This is a genomic window from Clostridium ragsdalei P11 (genome assembly GCF_001675165.1).
GTDB classification, from domain to species: Bacteria; Bacillota; Clostridia; order Clostridiales; family Clostridiaceae; genus Clostridium_B; species Clostridium_B ragsdalei.
Window position 1 is genome coordinate 48069 of the sequence record NZ_LROS01000011.1, and the last position, 14521, is coordinate 62589.

Here is a 14521-nt window from a genome sequence, read left to right on the forward strand (position 1 = left end):
GCCTTATGTAAAAAACTAACCAAGCTAATTTAAGATAAAAAATTGTTCCTATGAAATTTCATAGGAACAATTTTTTTATTGGATTTCAACTTAATTGATATTTTAAACTCCTTCTGCAACCATATCCATAGGTTTTTCACTAGCCTTCTCCATTTCACCTGCAACATAATTTGCCAGATCTACAGTTCTACAAGAATAAGCCCATTCATTATCATACCAAGATACTACTTTAATCATATTATCCTTTAATACCATAGTTGAAAGACCATCTACTATAGAAGACCTGTCGTCTCCTTTATAATCTATAGATACCAATGGTTCTTCAGAATATCCCAGTATTCCTTTCATAGATCCCTCAGAAGCTCTTTTAAAAGCTTCATTTACTTCTTCTACCGTAACAGATTTCGAAAGTTCACAGACCAAGTCTGTAATGGAAACTGTAGGTGTAGGTATTCTAAGTGCAAAACCACTTAATTTTCCTTTTAAATTAGGCAATACTTTTGCCACTGCCTTAGCTGCTCCAGTAGTAGTTGGAATTATAGATTCTCCTGCAGCTCTAGCTCTTCTCAAATCCTTGTGAGTTTTGTCAAGTAATTGTTGGTCATTTGTATAAGAGTGAACGGTAGTCATAAGGCCTCTTATAATTCCAAAATTGTTATCTAATACTTTAGCAAAAGGTGCTAAACAATTAGTCGTACAGGATGCATTTGAAATAATATTGTGAGATTCAACATCAAATTTTTCTTGATTTACTCCCATAACTATAGTTATATCTTCGTCCTTTGCAGGAGCTGTAATTATAACCTTTTTTGCTCCAGCTTTTATATGCTTGTATAAACTTTCTCTATCTTTAAACTTCCCTGTGGATTCTATAACTATATCTACATCCAATTTACCCCAAGGTAAATTTTCAGGATCATTTTCCCTAAACACTTTTATTTTAGAACCATTTACAATAATTGAATCTTCTGCTGCCTTTACATTTCCATTAAATCTTCCGTAGCAGGAGTCGTATTTTAGAAGATGTGCCAGAGTTTCGTTATCTGCTCTTGCGTTAATTGCTACAATTTCAATATTGTCCTTCAGTCTTTCTTGGGCAATTCTCAAAACCAACCTTCCTATTCTTCCAAAACCATTAATTCCAACTTTTATGGACATTATCTTTTCCCCCTATAAAAAATTTATGTACTTTTACTTTATTATTACATAACATTTATCTTTATATTTTTAAATATATGCTGTATAAATAATATATGTGCTATATTATTTATATCAATAGATAGCATATATGTCAAATTTATTTTCCTGCCCATTTATTATGATATACTTATTTTCCTTTCATATATTAATATTATCTACATTTAATATGCATTTTCTCTATTTTACAAATAAGTTCATAATAAACCTGCTTGACACAAAATCTCTATTATTATATTATTTAAGGGTAGTAGAAAACTTACAGCCTTTCGTCTAAAATAGATGAAAGGTTTTTACTTTAAAATAATGGGAGTGAAAAAAATGGCTAAAGTTAGAACGAGATTTGCGCCAAGTCCAACAGGATATATGCACGTTGGGAACTTAAGAACTGCGCTGTATACATATTTAATTGCAAAACATGCAGGTGGAGATTTCATACTCCGAATTGAAGATACAGATCAAGAAAGGTTTGTAGAAGGCGCTCTAGATATAATTTACGATACTTTAAAAGCTACAGGTCTTAAACATGATGAAGGACCTGATATAGGAGGTCCTGTTGGTCCTTACGTACAAAGTCAAAGAATGGATGTTTATTTAAAATATGCAAAAGAACTTATAGAAAAAGGTGAAGCATACTACTGCTTCTGTACAAAGGAAAGACTAGACTCACTCAGAAATAATTCAGATACTTATAAATATGATAAACACTGCTTACACCTCTCAAAAGAAGAGATAGAAAAAAACTTAGCATCAGGAATTCCCTATGTTATAAGACAAAACAACCCTGAAGTAGGTGTTACTTCATTTAACGATGAAATTTATGGTAACATATCTGTGGACAATTCTGAATTAGATGACATGATACTTATAAAATCAGATGGATATCCTACTTATAATTTTGCAAACGTAATAGACGATCATCTTATGGGAATAACTCATGTAGTAAGAGGAAGTGAGTATCTTTCTTCTGCTCCTAAATACAATAGATTATATGAAGCTTTCGGATGGGAAATTCCAATATACGTTCACTGTCCCCCAATAATGAAAGATGAACATAATAAACTCAGCAAAAGAAACGGTGATGCATCTTTTGAGGACTTGATAGAAAAAGGTTATTTAAAAGAAGCTGTGCTTAATTATATAGCACTTTTAGGATGGAACCCAAGGAGTGAACAGGAAATTTTCAATTTAGAAGAACTTGTAAAAGAATTTGACTATAGAAATATCAATAAATCACCTGCCATATTTGATAATGTAAAACTCAAGTGGATGAATGGAGAATATATAAAGAAACTACCTTTAGAAGAGTTCAATTCTCTTGCCCTTCCTTATTATAAGAAAGTAATTTCAAAGGACTTAGATTTTTTAAAGATAAGTAGTTTACTCCAAACAAGAGTTGAGGTATTAAGCGAGATACCAGACTTTCTAGATTTCTTTGAGAAGCTTCCAGAATACACTGAAGACATATATGTTCACAAAAGAATGAAATCAAATTTGGAAAGCTCACTTACAGTACTTGAAAAAATTCTTCCAAAGTTTAAAGAACTATCACCCTGGACTTTTGAAAATATAGAAAAATGCTGCATGGACTTAATATCCGAAATGGATGTTAAAAACGGAGTAGTACTGTGGCCTGTACGAATTGGCCTTTCCGGTAAAAAATCTACCCCTGGTGGCGCTTTTGAAATAGCCGATATTATCGGCAAAGAAGAATCTATAAGGAGAACAGAAATTGGTATTGAAAAGTTAAAAAATGCTCAATAATAAAAACGTACCTATACTTTAGGTACGTTTTTATTATCAGTTTTCTGCTCTGGCATCCCATGTGCTTTCTTTAATTCTCTTACAAATAGTATATTGTAAAATGTTACCATTGTGTTATTATCTACTATAACAAATCCTTTACCTACATTTGTAACAGTCTTATTTTTTAAATGCTTAAAGCTTTCTTCACCCTTTGTACAAAGCTCTATAACTTTTCCCTTTAAAGAACTAAAATACTCTCTCATAGTTTTTTCAAGAGGACAGCTAATTTTATAGTTTTCTTCCTCTGATAGCTTTTCCATAGAGGACAGCTTAGTAGAATATAATCCTACTATATTTTTTATAGGTACTACAATATCAGAATCTTCACCATTAAATCTAACAAGTTCCCCATCTGAATGCACTACATTTACCTGTTTAAAAATATCACTTGTATCATTTTTAACATACAAGTCTAATTTTTCATTGCCTAATTTATTCAGCAAATCCATTACTCCTGAATTACAGTTTAAAAAACATTTATTTTTAAACATTATACTGCCATCCTTTTTAATTTTTCCATCCAACTTTTTTAAATTTTTATCTTTTCCATGGGAGCTATGTTTTTTTGATGCTTGCTTTTTATCATCATTCTTTTTTTCCTCTGATTTATCTTTTTCTTCTTTCTTATCTTTTTCCTCTTTTTTCTCATTTCCCTCTTTTACATTTTTGTCTTTCTCAATAACATTTTTAGTCTTATCTCCTGATTCACTTTTTAATAGATCTATATTTTTTTCTATAATATTTTTCTGTATAAAATCAAATATTTCTTTATTGTCAGCATATTCCTGCTCATAGTACTCTTTTTCATTATCAGAATCAGCATACATCTTATTATATTTTTGTATTCTTTTCATATACTTTGGCACCATATATAAAGCTAATTGCATTAAATCATCTGCATTATTTCTTTTGGACAATTTAAAACACCTCCATAACTAAGGCTATAGGGTAATCCTATAGTATTAGAATATGAAGGCTTTAATTTAAGTTGCAGATTTAATTTTTATTTTTACATATTTATTCTATAGCTTAAGGCATTTGAAAGAAAATAACAAGTCAAATATCCTAGCATACTGACTAGTTATTTCTTTGAAAATGCCTAAACATCTATTTCAGCTTCTTCTCCTAAAATATCTTTGCTTTTATCAAGAAGAGGTTTTATTTGCTGCTGGATAAAGTCAACTACCTGGCCAGGTGCCCTACCTATAAACTTCTTAGAATCCACTAGTGAAAGTATCTCTTCTTCACTCATCTTAAAGAAAGAATCTCCTATTATTCTTTCCAATAAGTCGTTCTTCTTTCCCTCAACTTTTACCACTTTAGCTGCTTCCATAGAATGAACCCTAATTCTTTCATGAAGTTCCTGTCTATCTCCACCTTTTTTAACAGCTTCCATTATTATGTTTTCTGTAGCCATAAAAGGAAGTTCAGAAGCCACATGAGATTCAATTACCTTAGGATAAACTACCATATTTTCCGATACATTCATATATAAGTTTAGCACTCCATCAAGAGCTAGAAAAGCTTCTGGTATAGATATTCTCTTATTTGCTGAATCATCAAGAGTTCTTTCAAACCATTGAGTTGAAGCTGTTATAGCAGGATTTAAAGCTGTTACTATTATATATCTTGCAAGAGAACCTATTCTCTCACATCTCATAGGATTTCGCTTGTATGCCATAGCAGAAGATCCTATTTGATTTTTTTCAAAAGGTTCCTCCATCTCTTTCATATTCTGCAATATTCTTAAATCATTGCTGAACTTATATGCACTTTGAGCAATTTCTGATAGGGTATTTAATATTATGGAATCAAGTTTTCTAGTATAAGTCTGTCCTGTAACCATAAACTCCTTTTCAAATCCCATTTTCTTAGTTACCATTGTATCTAATCTCTTTACTTTTTCTTCATCTCCATTAAAAAGTTCCATAAAGCTAGCTTGAGTTCCGGTAGTTCCCTTTACACCTCTAAATCTCATATTTTGTATGACAAATTCTATATTTTCAATATCTAAATAAAGGTCTTGAAGCCATAAAGTTGTCCTTTTTCCTACTGTAGTAAGCTGTGCAGGTTGAAGATGTGTAAAACCCAAAGTTGGCATATCTTTATATTTCAAAGCAAACTTAGTAAGATAGCTTATTACATTTATAACTTTTCTCTTTATTATATGAAGGGCTTCTCTCATAATTATAAGATCAGTATTATCCCCCACATAACAACTAGTTGCACCCAAATGTATTATTCCCTTAGCTTTAGGGCATTGTAAACCATAAGCATATACATGACTCATTACATCATGTCTTACTTCCTTTTCTCTTTTTTTTGCATCTTCATAATTTATATTTTCCATATTAGCTTTCAGCTCATCTATTTGCTCAGAAGTTATATTAAGTCCAAGCTCCTTTTCACACTCTGCAAGAGCTACCCAGAGTTTTCTCCAAGTTTTAAATTTCTTTTCATCAGAAAATATATAGCTCATCTCTTTAGATGCATATCTTGTGTTTAAAGGAGTAGTATATGTGTCTCTCATTTTAAAAATACCTCCGTACGTATGTAATATAATTGTTTTTATCATTCATATTATAACATATATTTTTCCTATATTACACGTTTATATTCACTAAAATAATAGATTTAACAAATTTTATCCAACAAATAAAATATACAAGCTGTTCTATTTTATTATATAGCTAATATACTTTAATTAAGAACTAATAAAAAAAGAAAGAGGTGAACTTTATTGGGTTTGGGCAGATTTACCCACCCAGTAAGCAAAATATGTATAAACTTAGTATCATAGATAAAGTTTCTTTAATTTTAGTAGTTATCGGAGCCATAAACTGGGGACTAATAGGTTTATTAGATTTTAACATAGTGGAGATTTTATTTGGTGACCCTGTTAATTTAATTGGAAGAATACTATATATACTTATAGGAACTGCAGGAATAGATATGATTATACTATTTTTTAAAGCCAAAAAAGGCTATCAATGAATCTTACTTAGTGGGAATTTTGTTTTTCCCACTAAGTTTAGATGAATTATCTAGGGGCGTAGCTACTGTTAGCTCCCACTTTGATAGAAGTGGGAGTGTTACAGTAGGTAGCCATCAGATAAATAAATATAAGACCTATACTTTTATATAGGTCTTATATTTATTATCTTACTCTTCTAGTGAGTTTATTAATTTAATAATCTCTTCTACTGCTAGTGATTCATCATTACCTGATGCAGTAATTTTAACTTTAGAATCTTTAGTTACTCCTAATGAAAGAACTCCAATTAAACTCTTTATGTTAGCTTTTTTTCCATCAAATTCTATGGATAAATCTGATTTAAATGAAGAAGCTTTTTTTACTAATAGAGTTGCAGGTCTTGCATGTAATCCTGTAGAACTTTTAACTATAACTTCTTTAGAAATCATTTAATTCACCTCTATGCTTTAATATTATATACCACAATGTGACAAATCTTTCTCTACTTATTATACCATTTTTTGTTTACGTTTCAATACAATTTTTTTGTTCTATGACAAAAACTGTCATAGGCTATTTTAATTGAGATATAAACTTATCTATCCTATCCATTCCATTTTGTATATTTTCCATGGATGTAGCATAGGATAACCTTATGTATCCATCTAGTCCAAAACCCAGACCTGGAATTACTGCTACTTTTTCTTTCTCCAATAATTTTTGTGAAAATTCTAAAGAATTATTTATTACTACATCATCTATAGTTTTACCAAAAAGATTTGATATATTTAACATTACATAAAAAGCTCCTTCTGGATTCAAACAAGAAACATTTTTCATTTTATCTATTTTACCTACCATACAATCTCTTCTATTTTTAAACTCACTTACCATACTTTTAATCTGAGTATCTTTTCCATTTAAAGCAGCCACAGCTGCATATTGTGCTATAGAATTAGGATTTCCAGTAGTATGGCTCTGTATATTAGACATTACCTTTATTATATCTTTATTTGCTGCAGCATAGCCTATTCTCCATCCTGTCATAGCATAGGTTTTTGAAACTCCATTTATAACTATTGTTCTGTTGTAAGCATCTTCTGACAAACTTGCTATACTTATGTGTCCATTAGTACCATATATTAATTTTTCATATATTTCATCAGATAAAATGAGCAAATCCTTTTCCTTTGCAAAATTAGCTATTACTTTAAGTTCTTCTTTTGAATAAATAGTTCCTGTTGGATTATTAGGACTATTTAACAAAATCATTTTAGTATTTTTAGTATATGCTTTTTCTAAAGTTTCTAAAGTATATTTAAATCCATCTTCTTCTTTTGTATCTGCAAATACAGGCACACCATCTGCAAGTTTAACTAGTTCAGGGTAGCTTACCCAATATGGCGTAGGTATTATAACTTCATCTCCAGGGTTCAATGTAGCTAAAAATGTATTTGAAAGGCACTGTTTTGCCCCTGTAGATATTATAATCTGATTTATATTATAGTTCAGTTCATTATCTTTTTTAAATTTTTTAACAATAGCCTCTTTCAGCTCTGAAATACCAGACGCTGGAGTATATTTTGTGCACCCTTTTTTCATAGACTCTATTGCAGCTTCCTGAATATTTTCTGGTGTATTAAAATCAGGTTCTCCTGCTCCAAAACCTATTACATCAATTCCATCTGATTTCATTCTTTTAGCTTCAGCTGTTATAGCTAAAGTTATAGACGGTTGAATTTTTTCAGCTTTTTTTGACAATATCATTTTCATTCCTCCATTACAATTTAATTTACAACATTCTTTATTTATAATAAGATAAGTCAGAGTTTTTTATTCTAACTTCTTGAAACAAGTATTACCCCAAGCATTATAAAAGCTACTCCTAGTATTCTTATAAAAGATATGTTTTCCTTAAACATAAAATAAGAAAACACCATAGTTATTATATATCCTAAACTAACCATAGGATAAGCATAACTTAATTCTACCTTACTCAAAACCTTTATCCATAGTAAGAAACTTAATCCATAGGATATAATTCCTAGCATAACGGGTAAATTTTTTAATATGCTTAAAATACTTGGAATTAAATATTTTATAGTAAAGTTTAGATTGAGATTTACTGCTCCATACTTTACAAGTACCTGTCCAATGGCTCCCAAAAAAACCGATATTAATATCAATACAATCATGCCCTTATCCCCTTAACTTTTAATAATAGATGTAATAAGTATTTTAAAGAAAAATAACAGCAATAAACAGCTATAAATATTTCTGGGAAGGAATACCGCCCTTGTCCTTCTGTTACAAAATAAACAGAGGTAAACATAAAAAATAACATTACTAAATAAAGTTTAAATTTATCTAATTCATCACTTCTGCCTTTAAAGATACTATAAAGTGTTCTTAACGAATATAACAAAACATATATAATAGTGGATAAAAACACAATTACCCTTATAATATTGTCAATTGCAAACAGAGTGTGAACATAGCTCTTATTAACTCCACTACCATAAGTACTATACGTTACATCATCACTCCAAAAATATGTATTAAGCAATCTTTTAAATCCCAATTCTATAAAATCAACAGGATGGCCTTTTATCCATTTTTTTGCAGCAGCACTTAACATCTTATTTTGTTCTGTTCTATTTGCCTTTTTATATTCAGGTTTATTTACAATAGAATCTTCCACATCTGCTGCAGGCATCCATCTTCCCAAATGATTTTGTGAGTTATTATTTATATAAAGTACTATTCCACCATTATTAGATACAAAAGTATGTTGTCCCATTAATTTTGTGTTTCTATATATCCAGGGAGAAATAACAATTATACTCATTATAAGAACAATAAGAGAATTTCTAAAAGCCCAAATCAACTTTTTATGCTTTATTACATCTACTAAAAATATAGCAAAGAAAAATACTATAAAAAAGGGCTTTACTATTGTATTAAGTCCTGTAAATATTCCTATAAAAAAATACTTAAATCTCAAATCACTAAAATAAAGACAAGTGGCTGCAAGCATTATACTTGTAAAAATAAGTTCTGTACCTAAAATACTGTTAAAAAGTATGTTATTAGGGAACAACACAAATAATCCAAATATTATTTTCCTATCTATTTCCTTTAAGTTCACCTTATATAAGATAAACTTAAAACACAAGTAATTTATAAAAGTAATACACAAATTAAATATTTTAGCCGTTAATACACTAGCTCCAAATAGCTTAAATATCCCCCCTAAAACTATGGGATAGCCTACAGAAGTATATGTATCTCCCCAAGGAAGTCCTCTTGATATTTCCTTTGCCAAACTATAATAGTAATCAAAATCTGAAAATGGCTTAGCATTCACAAAAATTACCCATAGTATAGATAAAGTCATACCTAAAGCCATCATAATATAATAATACCTATTGTTATTATTGTAGTTATCATTTCTTGATTGGTAGTAATTATATTCAAAAACGTTAGATTTCATTTAAAACTGGTTTCCCTTCTATAATTTAAAATATATTATAGCTATAACAGCTATAATCCATATTAATATATCCGCAAGAAAAGGTATATCTTTTTGAAATACATCCTCCGGCTTTCCACCTATATTTTCTTTATCCATTAAATATTCATATCTGAGTATACCATACAATACAAAAGGAATAGTAAACATCATAGTTCTACTTTGTGTAGAACTAAAAGTATACAGGCAATAAGCCATAAGTACAGATGGGTTTACTATAGTTAACATTTTATCAATATTCTCAATTGAATATTTTTCTAATATCTTTCTAGAAGAACTTCTCTTGTCCTTTAAAGTTACAATCTCACTTTTTCTTTTGTTTAAACCTAAAAACAGTGCTAGAAGTATCGTACATAAAAACAACCAGGGTGAAACCTGAACCCCTGTAGCTATACTTCCACTTTCAACCCTTAATACAAATCCAAAAGCAATAGTCATAACATCTATTATAACTAAATTTTTAAGTTTAAAGGAGTAGAATATATTCACTATAATATACAACAAAAAAATAAGCAAAATTTCTACATTTAGAAATATATAAGTAAGGCATATTACTAAAATAAATAATAGTATATCTAAGGTGATAGCTTTATTTTTAGATACACGGCCACTTGCAATAGGTCTGTTTTTCTTATCAGGATGGCACTTGTCCTTTTCAACATCTACAATATCATTTAATACATAAATAGTAGAAGATGTCATACAAAATAAAATAAAAGTTAATATATTATTCTCTAATACACTGGTGTGTAAAAAATTTCCTGAAAAAATAATTGCAGCGAAAACAAAAAAATTTTTACTCCACTGCTTAGGTCTCATTAGTTCAATTATTGCTCCCATAACTTTCCTCCCTAGCTGTATATATGTTAAAGTTGAATTATGCGTCTTTTTACATTTTAACATAGTCTATGTTATAGTCAATATGTCATTTTAATCGTAATATAATAAAGGACTTGAGATAAATCACAAGTCCTTTGATAAAAATTAATTTTTATTGTTATCTTGGCTGTATTATTAATTTAATTGCAGTCCTCTCTTCTCCATCTATTTCAATGTCCGTAAATGCCGGAATACATATTAAATCGATTCCACTAGGTGCTACGAACCCTCTAGCAATAGCTACAGCTTTAACAGCTTGATTTAACGCTCCTGCTCCTATAGCTTGTATCTCTGCTGCTCCCCTTTCCCTTAAAACTCCTGCTAATGCTCCTGCCACCGAATTTGGACTTGATTTTGTTGAAACTTTTAATACTTCCATAATTAAACCTCCTATATATTATAATAACTCTTTACATTAACTTTAATTATTACTACTACATATATATAGTATTCTACAAAAAATCAAAAATTCCTTTTAGGTTACAAAACCTAAAAGGAATATTTTTCTATGTTATAACAATACTATTTATTATTTTGCATATTCAATTGCACGAGTCTCTCTAATGACATTTACTTTAATCTGACCAGGATACTCTAGCTCTTCTTCAATTTTCTTTACTATGTTCCTTGCCATTTCAATAGCACCTGCATCATCAATATTTTCTGGTTTAACCATTATTCTAAGTTCTCTTCCCGCTTGAATGGCATATGACTTTTCTACACCTTCACATGTATTTGCTATTTCTTCAAGTTTTTCTAGACGCTTAATGTAAGCTTCCAGTGTTTCTCTTCTAGCACCAGGCCTTGCAGCAGAAATAGCATCCGCCGCTTGAACGAGTACAGCTTCTAAGGATTGAAATTCTACATCTCCATGATGAGCTGCAATAGCATTTACAATTATTGGTGATTCTCTGTATTTTTTAGCAACCTCTGAACCTATAACAGCATGAGGGCCTTCAACTTCATGATCCACTGCTTTACCTATATCATGAAGCAATCCTGCTCTTTTAGCTATAGTTGGATCTATGCCAATTTCTGATGCCATAAGTCCAGCCAAATAGGCAACTTCCACAGAGTGTTTTAAAACATTTTGACCATAGCTGGTTCTATACTTCAATCTTCCTAATAACTTTACTAATTCCATATGAAGGCCGTGCACGCCAGTTTCAAAAGTGGCCTGTTCTCCTTCTTCTTTAACATTATTTTCAACTTCTTTTTCAGCTTTTTGAACCATTTCTTCGATTCTTGCTGGGTGTATTCTTCCATCAATTATAAGTTTCTCCAGTGCTATTCTTGCAACCTCTCTCCTTATAGGATCAAAGCCCGACAATATTACAGCTTCAGGTGTATCATCTATTATAAGATCTACACCAGTTAACGTTTCAAGAGTCCTTATATTTCTACCCTCTCTACCTATTATTCTGCCCTTCATTTCGTCATTAGGTAAAGGTACAACATGTACTGTAGTCTCTGCTACATGATCAGCAGCACATCTCTGGATAGCACAAGTTATAATTTCTCTTGCTTTTTTATCAGCTTCTTCTTTAGCTTTTGTTTCAATTTCTTTAATCATCATCGCAGATTCATGTTTTATTTCCTTATTAACTTGTTCTAGTAAAATATTCTTAGCCTCTTCAGAACTTAGTCCTGATAACTTTTCTAGCTTTTCTCTTTGTTTCTTATATAATTCCTCTACACTTATCTGTAATTTATCTATGTCCTGCTGTTTTTTATCTAGGCCACTATCTCTCTTTTCAAGAGTATCACTTTTCTTATCTAATAACTCTTCTCTCTGGATTAACCTTCTTTCAAGTCTTTGATTTTCATTTCTTCTATCTCTAGACTCTTTGTCAAAATCATTTCTTAATTTATGAATTTCCTCTTTAGCTTCTAGTATAGCCTCTTTTTTTTGGGTTTCAGCTTGTTTTTTTGCCTCTTCCTTCAATCTATTAGACTCTTCTAAAGCCTGTGATTTTATAACAACTGCTTTCTTTTTGATCATATTGAATTGAACTATCAAGGCAGCTGCTATTATTATACCAGCAATAACCTCATATATTATTATGGAATTCACATGAACACCTCCTTTGCTCTTATTATGTAAATCTATAATTCAGTTAAATATGCAAGCATAGAAAAGGTGCCATATTTATTCAATTGGTAATTCCTAAATACATGATAAACCAGAATTTGTCTTAATTTTATATTATATTTTAATTATTGTCAAGTTATATGCATTTTATTCTCTTAAACAAAATTTGGTACTTATTTTTACTTATAAAAGGGAGTAAATTACTCCCTTTTATAAGCTATTTATCAGAATGTTTTAAATTATCTTTTTTTGAATCAGTTTTACTACCAACATTACTTTTATCTTTGTCTTCAAGAGAATTCTTTTTTAAAGAAGGCAATTTATATTTTTCCCTTATCTTGCTTTCTATCTCAACTAATATATCATTATTTTCTTTCAAAAATTGTTTTGCATTTTCCCTGCCTTGTCCAAGCCGTGTTTCTTTATAGGAAAACCATGCACCACTTTTCTGTACCAATTCTTCTCTAACACCTACATCCAACACATTTCCTTCTCTTGAAATACCTTGATTGTACATTATGTCAAACTCTGCCTGTTTAAAAGGTGGAGCTACTTTATTTTTAATAACCTTTACTCTTGTTCTATTACCTACTATGGTATCTCCTTGCTTTATAGAGTCTATTCTTCTTACATCCATTCTAACTGAAGAATAAAACTTTAAAGCTCTTCCACCAGGCGTAACCTCAGGATTGCCGAACATAACTCCTACTTTTTCTCTTAATTGATTTATAAATACTGTTACACACTTTGATTTATTTATAGAAGATGTAAGTTTTCTAAGAGCTTGGGACATAAGCCTAGCTTGAAGTCCCACATGTGAGTCTCCCATTTCTCCCTCTATTTCAGCCTTTGGCACAAGTGCTGCTACTGAATCCACTACCAAAACATCTATAGCATTGGATCTTACAAGTGCTTCTGTTATCTCCATAGCCTGTTCTCCAGTATCTGGTTGAGATACAATAAGATTATTTATATCTACTCCTAAATTTTGGGCATAAGAAGGATCCAGTGCATGCTCTGCATCTATAAAAGCTGCAGCACCTCCATTTTTCTGAGCTTCTGCAATTATATGAAGTGCCACCGTAGTCTTACCTGAAGATTCAGGGCCAAATATTTCTATTACCCTTCCTCTTGGAACACCACCTATACCTAATGCTATATCTAAGTCAAGGCAGCCTGTTGAAATGGCATCCACATTTAATACACTGTGTTCTCCTAGTTTCATTATGGCACCTTTTCCAAATTGTTTTTCTATCTGTCCCATAGCTGATTCTATAGCCTGTAATTTCTCATTACTTAAATTTGCCAAGAAGTTCACTTCCTCTCTAATACGAACGCATGTTCTGTATAAATTATATACTATCTACACTATACAGTCAACAGTTTTTTTCATAATTGTGTATTTAGCTTTAATTATGAACACTTAAAAACATTTTAATCAATATTACTTAATTATCTGTCTGTCCTTATAACTTCTTTATTTTTTAGGAAGTAATCTATACCTGAAATTAAAGTCATTATTATAGCTATACCCATAGCAACATCTGTAACTAAATTTAAAACTTTGTGAGGACGGTTCAAAAATCCCCTAAGTAAACTTAATGATACATGATTATAAGTTAAATTTAAAAGAGCAAGAATTATAGCAATTATTTGTGTTGCAGTTTTAGCTTTTCCCCAAGGACTTGCAGCTATTACCATTCCTTCTGCTGCTGCAATTGTTCTCAGTCCTGTAACTGCAAATTCTCTAGCTACTATTATCACCGCAACCCAAGATGGTATTATATGGTACTCTACAAGACATATAAGTGCAGTAGTGACCAAAAGTTTATCCGCTAGGGGATCCATAAATTTTCCAAAATTTGTTATTTGGTTTCTGCTTCTAGCTATATACCCATCTAATTTATCTGTAATAGATGCTAATATAAAAATAGCTATTGCAATAAGTTTACCATAGGGCATCCCCTTTACCGTTATAAATATTAAAAAAAACGGAATCAATATCATTCTAAGCATTGTAAGCTTGTTTGCTAGATTCATT

14 protein-coding genes are annotated in these 14521 nt (G+C 30.6%); 2 read left to right on the forward strand and 12 right to left on the reverse strand.

The window, feature by feature from the left end:
- Window positions 1-102: 102 nt before the first annotated feature.
- A complete protein-coding gene (gene gap / locus CLRAG_RS05105) occupies window positions 103-1158 on the reverse strand; it encodes a type I glyceraldehyde-3-phosphate dehydrogenase (RefSeq protein ID WP_065077410.1) in 1056 nt (351 codons plus the stop codon).
- Window positions 1159-1518: 360 nt separating this feature from the next.
- On the opposite strand from gap, the gene gltX reads away from it, so the two are divergent.
- Complete coding sequence (gltX, locus tag CLRAG_RS05110; protein WP_065077411.1) at window positions 1519-2961, forward strand: glutamate--tRNA ligase; 1443 nt, start codon at window positions 1519-1521, stop codon at window positions 2959-2961.
- Between the two features lie 11 nt (window positions 2962-2972).
- Here the strand turns inward: gltX and CLRAG_RS05115 are convergent, their stop codons facing one another.
- Both CLRAG_RS05115 and purB read right to left on the reverse strand, forming a co-directional pair.
- Window positions 2973-3920 carry a hypothetical protein gene (locus CLRAG_RS05115; protein ID WP_065077412.1) on the reverse strand — a complete coding sequence of 316 codons (948 nt, stop codon included), beginning with the start codon at window positions 3918-3920 and terminating at the stop codon, window positions 2973-2975.
- Between the two features lie 182 nt (window positions 3921-4102).
- The gene (gene purB, locus CLRAG_RS05120) at window positions 4103-5533 is read right to left on the reverse strand and encodes an adenylosuccinate lyase (RefSeq protein WP_065077413.1); all 1431 of its coding nucleotides are present in this window, start codon (window positions 5531-5533) and stop codon (window positions 4103-4105) included.
- A 248-nt stretch (window positions 5534-5781) separates the two neighbouring features.
- Here purB and CLRAG_RS05125 point away from each other — a divergent pair, with 248 nt between their 5' ends.
- Window positions 5782-5997 (forward strand): DUF378 domain-containing protein, encoded by a 216-nt coding sequence (locus CLRAG_RS05125; RefSeq protein WP_065077414.1) that lies wholly within the window; start codon window positions 5782-5784, stop codon window positions 5995-5997.
- A 168-nt stretch (window positions 5998-6165) separates the two neighbouring features.
- Here CLRAG_RS05125 and CLRAG_RS05130 read toward each other — a convergent pair whose 3' ends face one another.
- The 9 genes from CLRAG_RS05130 to pgsA form a co-directional block, all read right to left on the reverse strand.
- A complete protein-coding gene (locus CLRAG_RS05130; RefSeq protein ID WP_013238000.1) occupies window positions 6166-6426 on the reverse strand; it encodes an HPr family phosphocarrier protein in 261 nt (86 codons plus the stop codon).
- Between the two features lie 124 nt (window positions 6427-6550).
- Entirely contained in the window at window positions 6551-7744 is a 1194-nt protein-coding gene (locus CLRAG_RS05135) for a pyridoxal phosphate-dependent aminotransferase (protein WP_065077415.1), read from the reverse strand.
- Between the two features lie 71 nt (window positions 7745-7815).
- Entirely contained in the window at window positions 7816-8172 is a 357-nt protein-coding gene (locus tag CLRAG_RS05140; RefSeq protein ID WP_013237998.1) for an EamA family transporter, read from the reverse strand.
- Window positions 8169-9470 (reverse strand): hypothetical protein, encoded by a 1302-nt coding sequence (locus CLRAG_RS05145; RefSeq protein ID WP_065077416.1) that lies wholly within the window; start codon window positions 9468-9470, stop codon window positions 8169-8171. The genes CLRAG_RS05140 and CLRAG_RS05145 overlap by 4 nt, the downstream gene beginning before the upstream one ends.
- Window positions 9471-9488: 18 nt before the next feature.
- Window positions 9489-10349, reverse strand: a complete 861-nt coding sequence (locus CLRAG_RS05150) for a decaprenyl-phosphate phosphoribosyltransferase (protein ID WP_065077417.1) — start codon at window positions 10347-10349, stop codon at window positions 9489-9491.
- 157 nt (window positions 10350-10506) lie between these two features.
- A complete protein-coding gene (locus CLRAG_RS05155) occupies window positions 10507-10767 on the reverse strand; it encodes a stage V sporulation protein S (RefSeq protein ID WP_023163135.1) in 261 nt (86 codons plus the stop codon).
- Window positions 10768-10917: 150 nt separating this feature from the next.
- Window positions 10918-12462: a ribonuclease Y gene (rny, locus tag CLRAG_RS05160; RefSeq protein WP_065077418.1), complete on the reverse strand. Its 1545-nt coding sequence runs from the start codon at window positions 12460-12462 to the stop codon at window positions 10918-10920.
- Window positions 12463-12697: 235 nt separating this feature from the next.
- Window positions 12698-13744: a recombinase RecA gene (recA, locus tag CLRAG_RS05165; RefSeq protein WP_065077715.1), complete on the reverse strand. Its 1047-nt coding sequence runs from the start codon at window positions 13742-13744 to the stop codon at window positions 12698-12700.
- 188 nt (window positions 13745-13932) lie between these two features.
- Window positions 13933-14520: a CDP-diacylglycerol--glycerol-3-phosphate 3-phosphatidyltransferase gene (pgsA, locus tag CLRAG_RS05170; protein WP_013237992.1), complete on the reverse strand. Its 588-nt coding sequence runs from the start codon at window positions 14518-14520 to the stop codon at window positions 13933-13935.
- Window position 14521: the final 1 nt, after the last annotated feature.